The organism is Stakelama marina, from assembly GCF_018122655.1.
Lineage (GTDB): Bacteria > Pseudomonadota > Alphaproteobacteria > Sphingomonadales > Sphingomonadaceae > Sphingomonas > Sphingomonas marina.
Map to the genome: position 1 here is coordinate 935,750 of NZ_JAGRQC010000001.1, position 18,690 is coordinate 954,439.

Consider the following 18,690-nt stretch of genomic DNA (forward strand, 5'->3'; position numbering starts at 1 on the left):
AACGTGCTAGGTATCGGTAGCCACCAACATATCGGATATTCTGTGCACCTGTACGGAAAGGCGATGAGCCCATTTCGTGCTGAGTACCATCTTAGCTATGGGGATAGTGTCGACGGCGAGTTCTCCGACGGCGGTAGCTTCATATGTCGCAAAAACGATCATCTCAGGGTCCGATTTTAGGGATCCGCGGCAACTGGCGTGAGCTACCGTGTTTCGTGGCCCGACCTGCTGTTCATACGCTCGTCGAATCTTTTTGATCTCTCGCACGACTTCCATTTCGCCGTCGAGGCGATAAAGATTCTGAAGCTTGAGCAGCTTGGATTTACCGTCTGAGCGGCCTAACAGTATGGCGTTCTTGTGGGCGGCTATGCCAAAACGGGCGCCGACCCACATAGACAATGCGCCGTCCAAGTGGGCCCAAGCCAATACCAGATCGAGCATGGCGTCCCGCGCGCGATCAGAAAGCACTAGCTTATCGAGATCAGCGATAACGAACCTTTCAGCCATCGGCATAGCTTATAGGATCGGGCTCGGTAACGCCAAACCTGCCCGGCCGCCGCTCGCACGTCCCGTCGCTGACAGACTCCGCCTCGATCACCATGCGGTCCGGCCCGTCGACCTCATCACACAGCAGGTTTGCGATCGCGGCGGCAGCCTGGTCGCTGGCAACGGGTAGCTTGCCGCGGAGCGCCGCCAGCAGGTGCTTCGGTATGCTTTTCACGGTCACATAGAGGCGATCGTGCAGGTCGGCGCGGCTGATTCGGTGCATCGCCACATAGAGAACGAACCACGAACGGTTGGCAAGGCGCTAGTCTTCGTCGCTGCGTCCGCCCTCAATCACCGACAAGGGCGGCTTCCAGGGGGTGCCATCGATCGCGTTCTCGATCGAGGTGCGCAGACTTTTCGCCATGGTCTTGCCAAGCTCAGTCGAAAGACCGGAGCCGTCAAACGTCGCCGCATAAGCTCGGCCGTCCAGCATGCCTTCACGGTGCAAAATGGCCACCAGTCCGGCGATTGCCCCGGTATATATGCCCGCGACTTCTGCGAACTCCAGACCTAGCTCGATGTTCACCCTATCAACCACGATTACCCCCTAAATAGACGCTCGCGGCGTTTACCGAGCCGCTCATCGTGTTGCGCAATGCCGATCTGCACGCCTTGGGCCACCCATCCTTTTACGGTGTGCGTCAGCACCGCGTCCTGCGCGTTCACGGTCACGTTGATATCGCCAGTGCCGACGCCGCCTGCTTTAGCGGCCCTCAACCGATCGTTCGGAATGATCGTGCCCGATGCGCCTGGCACCATCAGCTCCGGTCCCTGCTCTCCGACGATGTACGGTCGCATCGCGCGAACGTCACCACCGCTGGCGCGCGCGCCGTCCGGTTGCCACCACGACCCGAGCGGCGGTCCTTTTGCGCCACCGAGCAGCGATCCGAACAGGCCGCCACCCCCGCCGCCGCCAAACAGCGATCCGAACAGGCCGCCACCCCCGCCGCCGCCAAACAGCGCGTTCGCCAGCGGCTCGGTAATCGATCGCTGGATCATGATCCGCGCCAGATCGGCGATGATCTGGTTGGTGACGTTCTTGAACACGTCGCCCAGCGACTTCGTGCCGGTGATTGCCGCTGCTAGCCCGTCGTTGAACGACGCCAGCCCGTCCGCCGCTGCCGCCTGATAGGCCTCGTTCGCCTGCTGCGCGGTCTTCGGCAGACTGTCGAGGTAGCGAGCAAGCGGTCCCGCGTTCTGGCGGTTGATCTGCTGCGTCGCCATTGCCTTGATCTGTCCGATCTGCGCAAGCTTCGCCTGTGCCGTCTGCTGTTCAGCCAGGCTGGAGCTGTGCAGGTCCAGAACCTCCTGCTGCGATATGCGAAGCTTTTCCATCGATACGTCGAGCAGTTTCAACGCCACAGCTCTCCGTTCTGCTTCGGTTTGAGCAGCCGCATATTCATACTGGAGCTGTTCGGCGCGCATATCGAGCAGCGCGAGCTTCTGGCGGTTCTCCTCCTTGGTGAGCTTGTCGTCCAGCTCCCAATTCGTGGCGGTATCGCGCTTGGCCGCGTTCGCCTCATAGGCGAGCTTGAGCTGTTCGCCCTGCGCCTTCGTCAGTTCCTTTGCCTTTACGCGCTGATCTACTGACGCGTTATAGGAATCGCGGTCGGCGCTGATCTGTTCGTGCTGCAACTGCGCGCGGGTGCGAAGATCGGTCGTCAGCTGGCCCTGAAGCTGCCGTTGATCCGCCTGCAAGTTATCCAGCTCATTGAGATAGCGGCTCTGGTACTCCGCGCTGCGGTCCTTCTTCGGCTTCGACTTATCGGGAGTGCGAAGCTCCTTCGCAAGCGACCCGCTATCCAGCGACTGGTCGATCAGGTCGGCAATGCGATTCTTATAACGGCTCGATGCCGCATCCATGATCGCCTGCTTGAACGCCTTCTTGTCGACGCCGGACCCTGAGAAATCGAGTTTCTCGGATATTTTTAGGATTTCGTCAAAGCGCGCCCTCCGCTCATCGTTTTTCTTAATTTTGTTAGCTTCTTGCGCGAGGCGACCGAGATTTTGCACCGGTCGGTTCGTCTTCAACAACCAGTCGGCAAGCGGCTTTCCGGTCAGGCCAAGACCAGTCGCCGCGGCACCAGCTGCGCGACTCCCTGAACTGGCATAACCAGCGTTCGCGAAAGCATCGCGCGACGATTCCTTTTCCGCCAGGGCTTGCGCACGCATGTTGCTGGCCGTCAGCCGCGCGTTGAGCAGCAGAAGTTCGTTCTGCGTCTTCAGCTTGCCGCTAACGGTATCGAACACGTTACCGAGGGCGCTTTGCGCGTCAGCGAGCGCATTCGATCCAGTCTCGGCGAGGTCGAGCGCATCGTGCGTCTCGAACAGCTTGGTCACGAATGGGGCAAGGACGAAAGTTGCAGTCGTCAGCGCCATTCCCCACGGGCCACCCAGGAAAGCTGCGAACTTGCTCGCGCCGCCACCCATCAACTGAACGGACTGCGTAACCTGCCCGATCTGGCTGGCGAAAATCTGTGTCGGCCGCGCGCCCATCGCGAACATAGTCGCAACGTCGTTCAGCTGATAGCTCAGCTGCTGCATACCTGCCCGCGTCGAACCGGCCGCGGTTGCGACCGTCGCCATCGACTTCGAGCCTTCTTCGTAACGTGCTTTCAACCGGCCCATCAGGACGGTGTGCTGGTCGATCGACAGCTTGCCGCGCTTCAGCGCGTTGTCGAGCATGTCCTGCTGCTTGTTGAAGCGAGCAGTTGCCGCCGCCGCCGGGTCAAGCGTAGCGATCAGCGAGCGCAGCCCGCCGCGCGATTCCTTGATAGCGCTGAGAAACGACGCGCTCTCGCCCGAGAAATAGGTCGTCAGGTTAGCGAGTTGTGACATTTATCGACCTCGCAATTTAACTTGCACGCGCAAAAAAACAGCTGGTGCGCGGGTTTCCCGTTTTCGCTGTCGATCAACATTCGAATGCCGCCCCAGGGAGTGCGGGGCGACGGCCAAGGAAAAACCGTCGCCCCTAGGCGCCCTCACGCCTGTTCGGTTACGCCGCGGCGATCTTGAGCGCGCGGATCGCATTCGGATCCTTGAGCCCGCCGCCGACGCGCTTGGTTGTATAGAAGTGCACGAAGGGCTTGTTCGTGAAGGGGTCGCGCAGCACGCGGACGCCCTGCCGATCGTTGATGACATAGCCGGCCTGAAAGTCGCCAAACAGGATCGGCAGCGCATCCGCCGCGATGTTTGGCATGTTCTCGTCGATCTCGACCCGGCGGCCGAGCAGCGTTGCCGGTTGACCCGCAGCGAGGCTTTCGCGCCAGATGAAATTGCCGTCGGCGTCCTTCATCTTGGCGATCGTCGCGGCAGTCTGGCTATTCATCAGCCATGCCGCATTCTGCCGATACGGAGCAGGCAGCTGATAGGTGAAGTCGACCAGGCCATCGACCGTCACCGTGGCGGCGTCTCCGCTGGCATCGACCTGGATGGCCCCGCCGGGGTGCTGACCCTCATGCGCGCCGCCCACGGCATAGCCGAGCAGGCCGTAGGGCTTGTTCGACCCGTCGCCGGAGATGAACGCGATGCCCTCCTGCTTGTCGAACTCCTCGCTGACCTCGGTCGCGAGCCATTCCTGCACGTTGATCGCGCCGTCATCGAGCAGGCGCTGCGTGATCGCCGGGTTGGCGTAGATTTCGCCGTGCCCGAAGGTGATCGATGCGAAGGTCGGCGTCGAAGTCGCCGGCCGCGAAGCCGTCTCACCGACCCAGCCGGAACCGGGGCCGGTCAGCTTCCAGAGCGTCGAATATGCGCCGGTCGTCGTGACACGGACATCGCAGAGACGGCGCAGTGGCGAGCGGATGCGCTGCGCCTGGCCGATCTGACGGTCCCACTCGACCGGAGCGAGATAGCCGCCGTCGCTTTCGCTGCCCGACTGCATCGAAGCCATGATCTGCGCGCGCTCGCCGGTCGCCTGCGCGGTGCGGACGGCTTCCTCGCTGACACCGCTGCGGAAGTAGTTGGCGAAGGTCGCCGAATAGTCGGGGTCGGCCGCGCGCAGCGTTCCGATGCCGCCACCGCCGCCGAGCTTGTCTGCCGCGGTCTGCTTTGCCTGCGCGTCCAGAAAGGACTCGAGGCTGTCCAGCCGGCCGTTGTATTTCGCCTTGAAGTCCTCGAGCGCCTCGAGAACCGTGTCCATCGTCGCCGTGGCGCCCGGGCGACCACCGGCGGCGTTTACCGCCACCAGGCCGCGGGGCAGAGAAATAAGGGGCATATTCATCGGTCGTATCTCCTTTTCGAGATCGACCTTGCGCTGGCCGGGCTGGTGAAAAACCGGGTTTACGCCAACTATTTTCGGTTGCCGGAAAGGTGTCGCCGATACCGCTCAGCGAGCCGCTGCCCGACCTCTGCGCAGACGGCCTCGTCCTCGGTCATGGCCTCCGCAGGCAGCAGGCGCCGGAAGCCGCGCGCCTCCAGCCTCGCCAGTCGCGCCGCTCGCACAAGCGCCGCCGTGTCGATGTCGGCGCTGGTCGCCAGCGCGCGCACTGGGTCGTCGTCATAGGTCCGCAGCAGGTCGAAGATGCGCTCGCCGGGATCGCGGTCGACGGCTGCCAGCGTTTCTCGAGCAACGCGGCTCGCCAAGCGCTGGGCGCGCGCCTTGGCCGATCCTATATCGCCGGCCGCTCGCCGCACCAGGTCGCGCTCGGCGATTGGTCGCCGCGGGCGTGCCATCGCATACACGGCACTCAATCCGCGCGGCCAGTGCCTCACGCGTTCGGCTCCAGGGCGATGATGTCGAACGCCTCCATGAGCGCTCGCACGACAGGGCGCCGCTTCGATCGAGGAATGCCGGCACGTGCGAGCGCAACATCGATCTCGCCCACGTCGAGCGGTCGGCTGATTTCGTCCAGCGCAGCCGTTGCCGATGCTCGCGCTGCCGGAGACAGGGCGGCCAGGCGTTCGCCAGCGGTCAATGTTTCGTTCCCAGCGCCTGCCGCTCGATCGTGTCGAGCGCGTCGCGCATCCATTCGACCGCCGCGACCGGATTGCCGTGCAGCTTGGCGGCGAGTTGATGCGTAGCATAGAGCGAGGCAATCAGAGCGTCGATCGGCGCGACGCCTTTCTCGATCAGCTTGTCATGCAGCGATCCATGGAGACGCTGCGCCATGTCGATAACCGGGGCGATGCGCTCGAAGTCGTCATTTTTCATCGTCGTTATTCTCCGTTGGAACGCTCTTCAGATATTGGTCGGAGGCGCCCGGCTTGCGTGACCGCCGATTGACCTTTCCTCCGCTCGCGCGTCGCCTGGGCGATAGGGTGAGCTCAGCTTCGATCGCGTTCGCCATCCGGCTCGCATCGCGCATTGCAGTCGCCCAGGGGGAGTGCATCGGGGTTTTCGTTCGCGGGGCCGGGACGATCGGCCCTTCGCGGATGACCTCAACCGCCGCCCGGTCGTAGAGAATGTATGCGATGACGAGCCGCTGCAGCGCGTGCCCGTTCACGACCGATAGCTTTTCGGTGGCGCGCAGGTCGGCGATGGCATCGTGCCAATAGCGTGTTGCGTTGGCGCGATCGGCCGCGATCGATTTCGCGCGACCCGGGAAGACTGCGGACCAGTCGGGCTCTGGCGGAATGCCGGAACCGCCTTCAATCAGTTTCATGATGCTCCTTTCGGGAAGGTCCCCCCTGAGTTTCTGCTTTCGGTGCGCACGGAGGATGGGCGCCGGTCAGGGCGCGACCGCCTCCTGAACTTTCGGGACCGGGGGTGGTGTGCTTGCAAAGCCGTTGAGATCGCTGCAGTCTTCCCGCCAAATTGGGGAGATGCAGATGGCTTGGTATCGAGACGACCAACGTAGTGTCCCAACATCGGCGAGCGGCGATTGGTGGTCGTTCGTCAACGGACCCGGCGAAACAGTGCACACCTCTGGCATCTATCGCTGCCTCGGTTGTAACCGCGAGATAGCTGCCAACAGTGGTGATCCGTTTCCACCTCAAAACCATCATCAGCACGGCCTCTCGCAGGGGGATGTGCGCTGGCGACTTCAGGTGATGGCCGACCACCAGGGAAGCTGACAACACTACGCAGCCTCCTGCTGTTGCCGTGCGAGCTCGATCGACAGCGCCACGAAGTGATGACGAGCGAGCGGCCGACCGGCGATGAACTTGCTGAGTGTGCCGCCGGGAATGTTCGCCCGTTCGGCTATGCGTGACTGAGTGCCGACCGGTGATCGTTCGAGCAGGCTGGCGAGGCTGCGACGCAGCGCGATGCTGTCGGGGTCCGAACCGTCCGCGGAAACGCCGCTCGCAGAATTGGCTTGTTTCCGTTGAGCGGATTCGGCGCCGTGCTTCGCTACCCCCAATGGCATTGTATGTGGTGTAGTTTCTGCACCAGTAGGCCGAACGGAAACATGCGGCGTTTCCACGATCGCGGGTTCACTTTCTGCACCCGTCGCGGCGTTTGTTTCCAAGGTCGGTGCAGATTTTGCACCCGCGCGGGTATCATTTTTGCACCCGCGATTTGTTTCCACCGGCTTCCATTTCCGCCAGTCGTCGGTCGGTCCCATTGCGCCGGGGACTGGCCGCCATGTGAGGCGATACGAAGTCGCGGGACCACCCTTCACATGGAAGTGGCCCTTTTCCATTTCAGCCAGGAAGCCCTTGTCGATCAGCTCGGCGAGCGCGGCGCCGGCAGTGCGACGGGAAACGCCAATGCCGGTCGCGAGCGCGCTCCATGACATAAACAGCGAACCGTTCGGCGAGCTCTTCTTTTCGAAGCTGGCGATGTGCAGCAGCGCCTTGACGGCAAAACCGCCAAGGTGCTGCCACGCCTCGCTGTTCTGCATCGCGTCGTAGATGCGAACATGCGAAGCGTCGCCTTTATTGCCTCGTTTCGTCTGGCCCACCTTACGCCGCCTTGTCCCCGTCGAGGGTCAGGTCGACGACTGGCCAGCCGGTCGCGCTGCCGAAGCCGCGGGCATAGGCGCGAGCGGCACACACGCATCGAAAACCGCGATCGTGACCGACGCCTTCGGGCGAGGGCGACACGCGCACGTCAATCTCGCTACCGAACGCTTCGCGCTGGATCGTGATCGTATGGCGCAGCTCGCGGCCGAAACGCAGGCAGAGGGTAGGGCGGTTCATTTCTGCCCTCCATCGTCGACCAGGAGCAATTCAAGCCGGTGGCCATCGCTGGCGGCATCAGCAATCAGTGCGCCTGGGATATCGGGGAAAGCAATGTTGCCGACATCAGCCGGCAATGCGCGGTCGGCAACAAGCTCGACGCGCTCGCCGGCAAAGGTCGCGATTGTCCATCGCTGCGAATGCTGAACGGTCAGCTTGCAGCCAAGCGCTTCGGCGATGTGCGAGAGGCCGATCATACGCCATCCTCCTGCAAAGGATCGCAGGGCCGGTCGTCCACAGCACAGTCGGGATCGCTGATCGGGCAGCCGGCGCCTCTGTCTGCGTAGCGCCGTGCCATCGGTGAGAGGTCGTGAGCGTCCTCCGCGTCGGTTTCCTCAAGGTCGGGATCGCCGTCGAGCGCATTGCGCAGCTCGATTAACGCTTCGATCGCGCAGTCGAGTGCGCGAATGTCAGGGAGTTGCACCGGGTAGAGCCCGAGTCCCCCAAGTTGCGCCGGGGAAAGGCTTGCGCTAAGAGATTCGGTGTTCGCCGCCAAGTGAACAACCGAAACCCCTGCGCCGCTGGCGTGGGGGTTTTTCATTTCCATCACGCCGCCTCCCGCTCAGCCAAGCGATCGGAGATCCAGTCGGCGATTTCGTTTTCAGACCAAGCGTTTATGCGGCCGCCGATCTTGGCGGGTCGCGGAAAGCGCCCCTCACCCATCAGATCGTATATGGCGGAGCGAGACAGCGCGGTTCGCGCCATCACTTCTGGAAGTCTCAATAACGTCATGTCGTCGCCCTTCGTTTTGTTGGACGACGAACTATCTATACGGACCTTTCCGACGAGGCTTAGCCAGCCGTGTCAGGTTTTCGTATTCTCTGGCGCACTGTGTGAACTTTATCGCTCAGATTCAATTGCTTAACCACCGCCTCCGCCACGGACGGCGCCGACAGCGTTGGGCGGCGCTGCCAGATTTCATCTGCAACCGCTTGCCAGCGCGCGTGTTCTGAACTGCGTTCGGCTTTCCGTTTTGCGTTGGCTGCATTGCGAGTATCGGTCAAAATTTGTCGTTGCTTTTGACCGGTGCTCCACGCCGCCTCGTGAGCAAACTTTAACTGTGCCTCGGCGTGCAAGCTGCCTAAGTGCATCGCCTCATGCGCTGCCCAGCCCGCACTCCCGTTTCCTATGTGAACGTCGACTAATTCGGCGCGTCGAACGATCTCCTGCAGATACCACGCTTCGTCCACCCGCTCGCGCAAGTTTGCTTTTCTCCACTTGTTCCAGGCGTTCAGGTCAGTGGCAATATCGGGTGCGTCAGCTAGCAACTCGTCACGACGGCGCTTCAGTGCTTCGAAGGCTGGACGGTGAATTTTCCAAGGACCGTCTGGGGGAGTGTTCATCTCCTTCCAATGCTCGGCCCATGCTCTCAATCCCGCCTCAGTCGGTAGCATTTCATTATCGTTCCAACGGCGCCGGGCAGTCATGCCGGCTCCCACTGTTTTCCATCCGTCAGCCATGTAGCACCACCACATTCCCGCGATCGTCGCCGCAAACGATCCGCGCCAAGTCAGCCGCCCATGCTTCGAGCGCGTGCCGCTTTTCCGCGTCGAAGCTATGGCGCTGATAGACGCCGACGATACCGGCCCGCGATCCTGAAACGTGGTTCAGCACCGCCTCGGTTACTTCAACCCGTATGCCCAGTCGCTGCAACCCGGTCGCGACCGTGCGGCGAATATCGTGCAGGGTCCAATCTGGCACCGCCTCAGGCTCCTTGTTCAGTTTCTTGGCCAGCGATACCCGGAACCGCGCCTGTGCCTTGCTGAACCCGCTAGGGGCGTTCATGGGGCGACTGCGCGCCGGGAACAGCTTGGGACTGGTCGCCTCGCTGCCGTCCTCTGCGGTCATCGCTATCGCCGGTATGCTTTCGAGCACGGCGACAGCCTCGCCAGCAAGCGGCACCCGATGCGCGACGCCGTTTTTTGCCCGGTCGGCTGGGATAGTCCACACGCCGGCTTTCAAGTCGAACTCGTCGCGGTCGGCTGCAAACACTTCCTCACGCCGCTGCCCGGTCAGGATCAGCAGCTTCAGCCCCGCCCCCCAGGGCAAAGCCTCTTCCTCTGCCACCTGCCATAGCGCTCGCAATTCGCTCTCCGATAGCACCCGGTCGCGCGCTTCCGGTTTCGGCGGCCGTCCCGCGTCCCGGCACGGATTGGCTGGCAGGCGGTCCAAGCGCGGCATAGCCCACGTGTAGAAGGCGGATAGCTGCGCATGGGTCGCGCGAGCCATAACGGGCGCGGTTGCGGCGATATCGTCGATCAGCCGCGTTACATCGGCGCGGGTCACGGCATCGGCCATCCGGTCGCCAATTTCGGGCAGGACGTAGCGTTCCATGATCCGCTTAACCTCGCCAACCGAACGCAGGCCCGATTTCGCTACCAGATAGTCGGGAAGCATATTGCGGATAGTCTGCGCCCCCTTCCCTGCCCGCCGTGGCGTTGCAAGCGTGGCAGTCGGATCTCCCCCCGCTTCAATGTCGCTCAGCAGCGAACGCGCCTTCTTGCGAGCATCGGCAATCCCGAAGCGGGGGCCATAGCGTCCAACCGTGATGTTGCGCACCTTACCGCCGACACGCTTCCGCAGAATGAAGGTTTGCGCGCCGCTCGCCCCGATGCGGACGCGAAGCCCAGGCACCTTTGCATCGGACCATTCGATCTGCCCCGACGCCGGGGGTTTCATGCCCTTCAGCTTCGCATCGGTGAGCGCCACCGCCGCCTGTCTGTTACCTACCGCCATCGCCTGCCCGTCCGTTCAGCTGGTCCCGAAAATGTTGCCTTAGGTAACACTTGGGGCCACTGCTGCTCAGCCTCGCACTTACCGATCTCGGCCTCCTCGGCGCGCGGATCGTGTTCGCGCATCTGATGGTGATCGCACTCGCGCTGACGCTGCTGCGTCGCAGGATGAAGGAGTCGAAGCGCTGGACCGAGGCGCAGGAGGCAAAGGTCGCGCGGCCGCCGCTGTCCGAATTGTTCAAGCCGAAATATCTGACCTCGCTGCTCGGCCTGGTCGGCATGTACGGCTTCTGGAACCTGTGGGCCGGCACCAACGGATTCTTCTTCCCCTATATCCTGCGCACGATGGGCGCGGCGTCGCAGGCGGAAAGCGTCGCGATACAGGCGACCAGTTTCGCTGTCGGCATGGCGTCGATCTACTTCGTGTTCATGCGGCTGGCCGACCGCGTCAACCAGCGCACGCTGTTCGCGATATCCGCGATCGTTCAGGTCGTCGGCATGTCGCTGCTCGGCCTGTTCCAGCTCAGCATCCCGATCGCGCTGCTCTATGTCTTCCTCCTCCAGTTCGGCGGCGGTTTCGGTGCGCAGAGCTTCTTTCAGCTCTGGAGCGCAGAGATGTTTCCCACCCTGCTCCGCAGCACAGCGCAGGGCCTTGCATTTGCGATGGTACGGATAAGCCTCGGCATATTCAGCTTTTTCGTGCCGCTTCTGACGGCGACGGGCTTTACCACCCTTGCCTGGATCCTTACCGGTTTCCTTGTCATCAGCGGAATTATCGGCTTCGCCTGGGCGCCGCGAAACGAAGGCAAATCGCTCGAACAGCTCGAAGCAGAGCGCGGTTAGGAACGGGAGACGACATCCATGCACGCGGCGGAACGCGAACGGCTGATACTGGAGCTGCTCTCGCACAACGGCTTCATCAGCTATCGCGATCTCGAGGCACATCTCGACGCTTCCCCGGCCACGATCCGGCGCGACCTGTCGCGGCTCGAAGGAAAGGGCAGGCTGCACCGCGTCCATGGCGGTGCAGAACTGCCAGGCAAAGGCGAAGACGACTCCCGCCGCGGCCTTTCCGGTACCCCGTTCACCAAATCGATCACGCAGAATCTGGCTGCCAAGCGCGCCATCGGCAAGGCGGCGGCGGCGTTGTGCGAGCCGGGCGAAGGCATCATGATCGACGGTGGCACCACGACGTTGCAGATGTGCCCGCACCTGGCCCCGCTCGGGCTTCAGGTCCTCACCAATTCGCTCCACATCGCCGATGCGCTTCTGCCCCAGGATAACACGCGCGTCCTCGTCCCGTCGGGAACGATCTTCCGCGAACAGAACATCATCCTCGCGCCTGCCGGTGAAGAGAGCATGCCGCGTTTCTACGCACCCAAACTGTTCATGGGTGCCGCCGCGGTCGGCCGGCAGGGCGTGATGCAGGCGGACGTGATCCTCGTCGCCGCAGAACGCCGGCTGATCGACCGGGCCGAAAAGGTCATCCTGCTTGTCGACAGCTCGAAATTCGCGATGTCGTCCGGCGCCGTCGTTTGCGGTCTCGGCGAAGTCGATATTCTCGTAACCGACGACGGAATCGACGCAGCATCCGCGAAGATGATCGAGGACGCGGGCGTCGAACTGATTATCGCCCCCTCGGCATGACCCACGCTGCCCGCGGATCGTCGATGTTGCGGGAGCAGCAAGCGGAACCTGGCGCTTTCCGGCCGGCCGTCGTCGGGAACTGGAAGATGAACGGGACCCGGGCGGCACTGCGCGAGCTCGACGAAATCGACCGGGCCGCCCGGAGCGCGAGCAATGTCGATGTCGTGATCGCGCTGCCTTTCACGCTGCTCGATGCCGGATCGCGCCGGATGACCGCTGTTCAGATCGCCAGCCAGGATGTGCATGTCGAGCCGGGCGGCGCGCATACCGGCTGCATCTCGGCACCGATGGCAAGCGATGCCGGTGCCGTATTCACCCTTGTCGGGCACAGTGAAACACGAGCGCGCGGCGACACATCGGCGACCGTCGCCCACAAGCTACGTGCTGCAACGAAAGCCGGCATGACCCCGATCCTGTGCGTCGGCGCCGATCTGAACGGACAAGCCCCCTACGAAGCATTCCGCCGGTTACGAGACGAAATCGCACCTGTCGCCGAAACGAACGGACAGATGTGGGTCGCCTATGAACCCGAATCGGCGATCGGGGCGGACAGCGCAGCCGACAGTGATCAGATCGCCACCGTCCACGCCAGATTGCGCGAGCATCTCGGTCCCTCGGCCCGCCTCCTCTATGGCGGATCGGTAAACGCCGACAATATCGCGCAGATCCTTTCGCTGCCGAACGTCGACGGCGTGCTCGTCGGCAGGGCGAGCATGCAGGCATCGACCTTCGCGCCGATGATTACCTTTGCCGACCAATCCGCCAGGCGCGCCTAGAACGACGACAAGATCTGCGGTCTGGGGCAGGCATCGCAGTTTTGACAGGCTGGCAATATAGCGAAAGCAACGTTTAGCGCTTCAGCAACTGGTCGATCGCCGCCTGGTCCATCTCGGGATCGAATTCTAGGCCGAAGGTGCGGTCCTTTACCCAGCGCACGCGCGCGGTGACCTGCTCGTCACCGACGGTCAGTTCGACCAGATCGCCGACCTTGGCCGTAAACGAACCAAAGGTGCGCGCGCCGGCCTGCGATATGTCAAGGATATGGACGCGCTCTTCGCCCGAATGCAGCAACATCTTCGACGGCACGAACACCTTGTGTCGTTTCGCCGCGCGCGTGACGGTCAGGGTCTTGCCCTCGCGATTTTCGGCGGCATTGGACATGGATGCTCCAATTCGACAAGCGTCGACCGGCCCGACTTCAGGCGGCGGCGTCCTGTGCTATCAACTTGACGAAGTCCCGTGCAGGGACCGGGCGCCCGATGTGCCATCCCTGCGCATAATCGCAACCCATTTTGCGTAGCATTTCGAGTATCGCGGCATTTTCGACGCCTTCCGCCACGACATCGAAACCCAGTTCGTGCGCCAGATCGATACTCGATCGCACCATCGCCTGATCGCTGGCGCTATCCTCGATCGTCAGGACAAAGCTCTTGTCGATCTTGATTTCGCGCGCGGGCAGATGCTTCAGATAGCTGAGCGTCGATTGCCCAGTCCCGTAATCGTCGATCGAAAGCCTGATCCCCATATCTGCGAAGCGGCGCATGCCCTCTAGCGCGCGTTCCGGATCTTCCATGCTCGCGGACTCGGTGATTTCGATCGTCAGCAATTCGGGTGAAAGCCGTCCGTCGTCGAGCCGCTCGCGTACCGCATCGACGAAACCCCGCTTGGTCAGAAGAGGCGCCGAAACATTGACGGCAACGTTGATCGCGGCGCCCTGTTCGCGCCAGTGCTGCGCCTGTTTCATCGCGCGGTCGAGCACATAGAGCGTCAGGTCGAGGATTCGGCCGTTCTTCTCAAGCTGGGGGATGAACGAGTCCGGGTAAATGTCGCCGCGCTGAGGGTGAGTCCAGCGCACGAGTGCCTCGGCCGCCACGATGCGTTTCGTGCGCAGATTCAGTTTCGGTTGATAGGCGACCCACAAATCCTCGGCAGCCATTGCCGCGTCGAGCTCTCCGACCAGCGACAATTTCCAGTCGAGGCTACCTTCCATCTCGCGGCTATGGTCTTCCCAGACCGCGCCATGTTCCCGCGCCTGATCCGCGGCGAGCAGCGCGCGGTCTATCGCGGCGCCGACACCGTCCTCTCCCACCAGCGCTCGTCCGAACGAGCAACCGATCTGCACCTGCCGCGCTGCCACCTCTGCCGGGGGTCGCAATATACTGGCGATATGCGCGAAAAACGCCTCCACATCGGTATTGGCGAGTTCGGGCGGGGCGAAAGCGAGCGCATTCTCTTCGACGCGGTAAGCGGCCTCTATGCCGCAGGCATGAAGACGGTCGGCAACGCGCTGGACCAGTTCCGCGCCGCGCGCCGGGCCGAGCAGCGACGCCAGATCGGCATATTCGCCGATACGCAAGGCGACAACCGAACCGGCGCTTTCGCTTTCGAGATCACGCTCGAGCGTGCGGCGGTTCGGCAGTCCCGAAATTTCGTCGGTGCCGCGAATGTGATTGAACGACGCCAGCGCGTCGGTTGCACCCATCCACGCACTGCCGACGATGATGCTGACCAGCGCAGGCGCGACTCCGACCGTTCCCCAGTGCAACATCTCCATCGCGAGCGGCAGCCCCAAAATACCGATCGTGGCCGCGACCAGAATCGCCGCGCGTTTTCGCCCGCGATAGCGCGACGCCAGCAACAGAAGCGCGAGCGTAATCCCCAGCGGAAGCCACGGGCCGTGGCCGACAGGGCTGCTGCCCGCCATCAGCGTCTCTGCGGCGAGCAACTGGATGGCCGGACCGGATATCACGCCCCAGCCGGGAACAGGGTATCGATCTCCCAATTCGATCGCGGAAGCGCCGATCAGCGCGGTCTTGCCGGCAAGGCTACCCGCCGGGACATGGCCATCGAGCAGATCGACATAGCTGATATGCGGGATGCTGGCGGGATCGATCGCCGTGTCGATCGGAAATGCCTGCCCCGCTTTCCCGGTCGCCCCGGCAAGCATCGCACCGATCGAAGGTCGCGGAACGCCGGCCGTAATCACCGCCGAGGGATAGGATCGAACGAGCCCGTCCGAATCGGGAAAGATATTGACCGCAGCGAGTTGCGCATGCCTGCGAAAGGCAGGAAGCGGTAAGCTCTCGACCTCATGTATCGCACGCTGCGAAGCGTATTGGCGGAATGTCGGGAGGATAACAGGCACCCGGGCCGCTTCGATAGCGGCAGCAAATCGGGCGTCCTGCTGCGGGCTGCTGTGCGACGAGACGTCGACGTCGAACGCGACCGTCGATGCGCCGGCTTTTTCAAGTGCGCGCAATGCCTTGGCATGGATATTTCGCGGCCAGGGCCAATCGTCGATTGCCCGTAGCGACTTCGCATCGATTTCGACAAGCACCAGCTTGCCGCTGGCGGAATGTACGCGGATTGTATCGCGCGCGCTGTGGAGCGCCCGTTCGACGCCTGTACCCGCGCCGGACAGATAGACGGCAAGCCCGGCGACCATCGCTACCAATAGCGGGAGGTGGCGCCAGACCATGTTCCGCCCGTATTTGATGGGCCAGCCCACTCCACTTCCCCCCGGTAATATTCGGCTCAGTCGCCCGAGCCGCCACCGTCCCCGTTGCCGCCGCCGTTCCCGTTGCCGCCACCGTTTCCGTTGCCGCCACCGTTTCCGTTGCCGCCACCGTTTCCGTTGCCGCCACCGTTTCCGTTGCCGCCACCGTTTCCGTTGCCGCCGCCGTTTCCGTTGCCGCCACCGTTTCCGTTGCCGCCACCGTTTCCGTTGCCGCCACCGTTTCCGTTGCCGCCACCGTTTCCGTTGCCGCCGCCGTTCCCGTTGCCGCCACCGTTTCCGTTGCCGCCACCGTTTCCGTTGCCGCCGCCGTTCCCGTTGCCGCCACCGTTTCCGTTGCCGCCACCGTTTCCGTTGCCGCCACCGTTTCCGTTGCCGCCACCGTTTCCATTGCCGCCACCGTTTCCGTTGCCGCCACCGTTTCCGTTGCCGCCACCGTTTCCGTTGCCGCCACCGTTTCCGTTGCCGCCCTTGCCGGCTGCCTTTTCAACCGCCGCCGGCGTCGCGCCCGACGCGGCAACCGCCGCCCCCATCCCGGTCGAACCCGCAACCAGGCCGTCGGTGATCGTGGCGAGCGACTTGGGGCGCTCCGCCACGGCAAACTCAATTACGGGCTGGGCACGAGCGGCCGCGCGTGCGCCGGCAATCGAACCGGCGTCCTGAACGATCGACGTGGCCAGTGCAGGCGTATCCATCGCCGCTGCATCGGCGACCACCGCGTCGTCGGCTGTCGCATCGCTCGATTTCGCATCGGGCGTCTCGACGGGCGCATTGGGGGATTGCAGCGTTCTCGTTTCGCGCCCCTGCACCGTCAGCCGGCCGAGATTGTCGGCACCGATGATCGCGACGTTGCCGGGCAGCACGAGGTCGCGCGCGCCGCCGTCAAGCGTCGATACTTCGACCGCGCCTTCGACCACCTGAACCGAAGAACCCGAGCTGTCGACGGTGACGCTGAATGTCGTTCCTTTGACCACGGCTGCAAGATAGGGCGTCTTTACCCCGAAATGCGCCTTGGTCTTCTTGGTCACGCTGAAGACGACGTTGCCGACCTTTTCGAAAAATTGCAGCAGGCCGCTGCTTGGTTCGGGGTCGGCGATCTGCAACCGGCTGTTCGGCGCCACCACGGCATATTCGTCGCCATGCACCAGGACCGCGCGCGAATTTTCGCCGGTCGATACGATATCCCCGATATGAAGCTGATTGCCCCGTACAGCGATCTTGCTCTGTCCCGCATGGGTGACGGTCACTCCGGCGGATGCTTCGGATACGGTCCAGCCCGTCGACTGGGCGTGCGCGGTTCCGGCAAGGAAAACGGTGCCGAGAAGCGCGATTTTGGTCAGTCGCTTGTACATCATAAGCTGTGTCCCGGGTTACTCGAACGCGGCGAAATAAATCGCATGATCTCATGAAGTAGCACTGGGACGTAAAAGGATTATAAACGAACACTGGTTAATGGCGTTTGCATGTTTCGCTTTCGCCTTGCAGTCGCCGCCTTGTGCGCGATCACGATATCCCAGACCGCCCTCGCCCAGCAGGTTCCGCCCTCGCGGACTGATCCGGGCGCGGTAGGGCGCGCCTCGGTAAAGCCGGAATCGCGCGAACCCGCGCAGGATCAGAGCGACATAGAAAGCTCGGCCCAGCGTTCGAACAACGCGTTGACCGGTGTTACCGTGGGCGCGGTGCACGTCGCAGGCGCTCCCGACATCGACCAAGCGGAATTTGCCCGGGCCATCACCCCATTCGTGGGCAAGACCTTTGCAGGTGACGATACTCAAAAGCTTTTGAGCGCGATTTCCGACGTCGCGCGAAACCACGGCTATATCTTCGCGACGAGCAGCATACCGCCGCAGACGCTGACGGCGGGGGTGCTGACGGTCATCGTTTCCGAAGGACGGATCGACAGGATTCGGCTGGAAGGGCAGCAGCGCACGGAAGTCGCGAAGCTGTTGAACGGCCTGGTCGGCAGGCCCGCACGCGAGGAACAGCTCGACCGCGCGCTGATGATGGCGACCGACCTTCCCGGCATCGGCATCGGCAAGGTGCGCTATAGCGTCGAAGACGGCCAGGGCGTCCTGATCGTCCCCGTCAGCTATGACCGAGTCCGTGGCTGGGCTTCAGTGGATAATCGCGGTTCCGAAGCGCTTGGCCCCATCCGCGCACAGGTCGGGGTTGAGGCGGCCTCGCTGCTCGCAGCCGACGACCGCGTTACGCTGCAAGGCATCGTGACGCCGGCCGAGCCGGACGAACTGACGGTGCTGTACGGCCGTTACGCCTATCTGCTGCCCGATGCATCGACCGAGCTTGCGCTTTCGACAACATATAGCCGCACCAATTCAGGCGGCCGGTGGGAAAGCTATGACCCGCGCGGCAACAGCATCGGTTTCAACGCGAGCATCACCAAGACGCTCGAGCGCGGGCGGCGCGAAAGCCTCTGGGCCTCGGCCGATTTCAACTATGTGAAGGTCAACCAGTCGTGGAACGGAACGCCCAGCCAGCGCGACCGCGTCGCATCGCTCGGCATTTCGCTGAACGGATACACGCCGTTGGCCGGCGGAAGGCTGCGCGCAGGCGTCGGCATCCGGCAGGGCCTGAACATTCTCGGCGCGACGCGTCAGGGCGATCCCCTCGCCTCCCGCGACGGCGCCGGATCGCATTACGCCATTCTTCAGGCATGGACGAACTGGGTCGGTACGATCGCCGGACCGGTAAGCGCACGCTTCGCCGTCACCAGTCAGTTGAGCAGCGATCCGCTGCTCGCGATCGACCAGATCACCATCGGTGGCCCGTGGTTCGGACGCGGCTATGATTTCAGCGAGCGCGCCGGCGACGAAGGCGCTCTGGCCTCAGCCGAGATCCGGACCGATCTTCTGGATAAGGACGATGGCTTGCTGCGCTGGGCGCAGCTTTACACCTTCGCAGATGCCGGCGTGGTTCGCGACCTGCGCGACAATTACGGGACCGGCGACCTGTATTCGGCAGGCGCCGGTGCGCGATTCAAACTGGCGAACGACCTCCGCGTCGAGGTCGAGGCCGCCTTCCCGATCAACGAGCCGCGCTATGACGCTGGCGACAAGAGCCCGCGCCTCTCCGCGACCGTCGGGATCGGCTTCTGACCCGACCGTCCCGCGA

General features: G+C 63.1%; 23 protein-coding genes. 4 read left to right on the forward strand and 19 right to left on the reverse strand.

Annotation, left to right across the window (positions count from 1 at the left end):
* Positions 1 to 6 precede the first annotated feature (6 nt).
* The 16 genes from J7S20_RS04365 to J7S20_RS04440 form a co-directional block, all read right to left on the reverse strand.
* Positions 7 to 507 carry a hypothetical protein gene (locus J7S20_RS04365; protein WP_284052998.1) on the reverse strand — a complete coding sequence of 167 codons (501 nt, stop codon included), beginning with the start codon at positions 505 to 507 and terminating at the stop codon, positions 7 to 9.
* The gene (locus J7S20_RS04370) at positions 500 to 769 is read right to left on the reverse strand and encodes a hypothetical protein (protein WP_284052999.1); all 270 of its coding nucleotides are present in this window, start codon (positions 767 to 769) and stop codon (positions 500 to 502) included. The genes J7S20_RS04365 and J7S20_RS04370 overlap by 8 nt, the downstream gene beginning before the upstream one ends.
* Before the next feature lie 39 nt (positions 770 to 808).
* A complete protein-coding gene (locus J7S20_RS04375; protein ID WP_284053000.1) occupies positions 809 to 1,084 on the reverse strand; it encodes a hypothetical protein in 276 nt (91 codons plus the stop codon).
* 2 nt (positions 1,085 to 1,086) lie between these two features.
* Entirely contained in the window at positions 1,087 to 3,231 is a 2,145-nt protein-coding gene (locus J7S20_RS04380) for a phage tail length tape measure family protein (protein WP_284053001.1), read from the reverse strand.
* Between the two features lie 310 nt (positions 3,232 to 3,541).
* Positions 3,542 to 4,768 (reverse strand): phage major capsid protein, encoded by a 1,227-nt coding sequence (locus J7S20_RS04385; RefSeq protein ID WP_284053002.1) that lies wholly within the window; start codon positions 4,766 to 4,768, stop codon positions 3,542 to 3,544.
* A gap of 68 nt (positions 4,769 to 4,836) precedes the next feature.
* Complete coding sequence (locus J7S20_RS04390) at positions 4,837 to 5,220, reverse strand: hypothetical protein (protein WP_284053003.1); 384 nt, start codon at positions 5,218 to 5,220, stop codon at positions 4,837 to 4,839.
* A 35-nt stretch (positions 5,221 to 5,255) separates the two neighbouring features.
* A complete protein-coding gene (locus J7S20_RS04395) occupies positions 5,256 to 5,462 on the reverse strand; it encodes a hypothetical protein (RefSeq protein WP_284053004.1) in 207 nt (68 codons plus the stop codon).
* On the reverse strand, positions 5,459 to 5,698 hold the full coding sequence (locus J7S20_RS04400; RefSeq protein ID WP_284053005.1) for a hypothetical protein: 240 nt from the start codon (positions 5,696 to 5,698) through the stop codon (positions 5,459 to 5,461). The genes J7S20_RS04395 and J7S20_RS04400 overlap by 4 nt, the downstream gene beginning before the upstream one ends.
* On the reverse strand, positions 5,688 to 6,149 hold the full coding sequence (locus J7S20_RS04405) for a P27 family phage terminase small subunit (protein ID WP_284053006.1): 462 nt from the start codon (positions 6,147 to 6,149) through the stop codon (positions 5,688 to 5,690). Before J7S20_RS04405 ends, J7S20_RS04400 begins: the two co-directional genes overlap by 11 nt.
* Before the next feature lie 417 nt (positions 6,150 to 6,566).
* Complete coding sequence (locus J7S20_RS04410) at positions 6,567 to 7,391, reverse strand: hypothetical protein (RefSeq protein ID WP_284053007.1); 825 nt, start codon at positions 7,389 to 7,391, stop codon at positions 6,567 to 6,569.
* Position 7,392: 1 nt separating this feature from the next.
* Positions 7,393 to 7,629: a hypothetical protein gene (locus tag J7S20_RS04415; RefSeq protein ID WP_284053008.1), complete on the reverse strand. Its 237-nt coding sequence runs from the start codon at positions 7,627 to 7,629 to the stop codon at positions 7,393 to 7,395.
* Positions 7,626 to 7,865, reverse strand: a complete 240-nt coding sequence (locus J7S20_RS04420) for a hypothetical protein (RefSeq protein ID WP_284053009.1) — start codon at positions 7,863 to 7,865, stop codon at positions 7,626 to 7,628. The genes J7S20_RS04415 and J7S20_RS04420 overlap by 4 nt, the downstream gene beginning before the upstream one ends.
* A complete protein-coding gene (locus tag J7S20_RS04425; RefSeq protein ID WP_284053010.1) occupies positions 7,862 to 8,215 on the reverse strand; it encodes a hypothetical protein in 354 nt (117 codons plus the stop codon). The genes J7S20_RS04420 and J7S20_RS04425 overlap by 4 nt, the downstream gene beginning before the upstream one ends.
* Positions 8,215 to 8,400: a helix-turn-helix transcriptional regulator gene (locus J7S20_RS04430; protein WP_284053011.1), complete on the reverse strand. Its 186-nt coding sequence runs from the start codon at positions 8,398 to 8,400 to the stop codon at positions 8,215 to 8,217. Before J7S20_RS04430 ends, J7S20_RS04425 begins: the two co-directional genes overlap by 1 nt.
* A 59-nt stretch (positions 8,401 to 8,459) precedes the next feature.
* Positions 8,460 to 9,128: a hypothetical protein gene (locus tag J7S20_RS04435; protein ID WP_284053012.1), complete on the reverse strand. Its 669-nt coding sequence runs from the start codon at positions 9,126 to 9,128 to the stop codon at positions 8,460 to 8,462.
* Positions 9,121 to 10,404, reverse strand: a complete 1,284-nt coding sequence (locus J7S20_RS04440) for a tyrosine-type recombinase/integrase (protein ID WP_284053013.1) — start codon at positions 10,402 to 10,404, stop codon at positions 9,121 to 9,123. The genes J7S20_RS04435 and J7S20_RS04440 overlap by 8 nt, the downstream gene beginning before the upstream one ends.
* Positions 10,405 to 10,454: 50 nt before the next feature.
* On the opposite strand from J7S20_RS04440, the gene J7S20_RS04445 reads away from it, so the two are divergent.
* Genes J7S20_RS04445 through J7S20_RS04455 form a run of 3 tightly spaced genes read left to right on the forward strand, consistent with a single transcriptional unit; the run spans position 10,455 to position 12,823 of the window.
* Positions 10,455 to 11,243, forward strand: coding sequence for an MFS transporter (locus J7S20_RS04445; protein WP_284053014.1), 789 nt, complete (start codon positions 10,455 to 10,457; stop codon positions 11,241 to 11,243).
* A gap of 18 nt (positions 11,244 to 11,261) precedes the next feature.
* Positions 11,262 to 12,047, forward strand: a complete 786-nt coding sequence (locus J7S20_RS04450; protein WP_284053015.1) for a DeoR/GlpR family DNA-binding transcription regulator — start codon at positions 11,262 to 11,264, stop codon at positions 12,045 to 12,047.
* A gap of 23 nt (positions 12,048 to 12,070) precedes the next feature.
* Positions 12,071 to 12,823: a triose-phosphate isomerase family protein gene (locus tag J7S20_RS04455; RefSeq protein ID WP_284053397.1), complete on the forward strand. Its 753-nt coding sequence runs from the start codon at positions 12,071 to 12,073 to the stop codon at positions 12,821 to 12,823.
* A 73-nt stretch (positions 12,824 to 12,896) separates the two neighbouring features.
* Here the strand turns inward: J7S20_RS04455 and J7S20_RS04460 are convergent, their stop codons facing one another.
* Genes J7S20_RS04460 through J7S20_RS04470 form a run of 3 tightly spaced genes read right to left on the reverse strand, consistent with a single transcriptional unit; the run spans position 12,897 to position 16,916 of the window.
* On the reverse strand, positions 12,897 to 13,208 hold the full coding sequence (locus J7S20_RS04460; RefSeq protein ID WP_284053016.1) for a PilZ domain-containing protein: 312 nt from the start codon (positions 13,206 to 13,208) through the stop codon (positions 12,897 to 12,899).
* A gap of 37 nt (positions 13,209 to 13,245) precedes the next feature.
* Positions 13,246 to 15,555 (reverse strand): putative bifunctional diguanylate cyclase/phosphodiesterase, encoded by a 2,310-nt coding sequence (locus J7S20_RS04465; protein WP_284053017.1) that lies wholly within the window; start codon positions 15,553 to 15,555, stop codon positions 13,246 to 13,248.
* A 26-nt stretch (positions 15,556 to 15,581) separates the two neighbouring features.
* Positions 15,582 to 16,916, reverse strand: a complete 1,335-nt coding sequence (locus J7S20_RS04470; RefSeq protein WP_284053018.1) for a FecR family protein — start codon at positions 16,914 to 16,916, stop codon at positions 15,582 to 15,584.
* Between the two features lie 108 nt (positions 16,917 to 17,024).
* Between J7S20_RS04470 and J7S20_RS04475 the strand changes: the two genes are divergently transcribed.
* Positions 17,025 to 18,674, forward strand: coding sequence for a ShlB/FhaC/HecB family hemolysin secretion/activation protein (locus J7S20_RS04475; protein WP_284053019.1), 1,650 nt, complete (start codon positions 17,025 to 17,027; stop codon positions 18,672 to 18,674).
* Positions 18,675 to 18,690 lie beyond the last annotated feature (16 nt).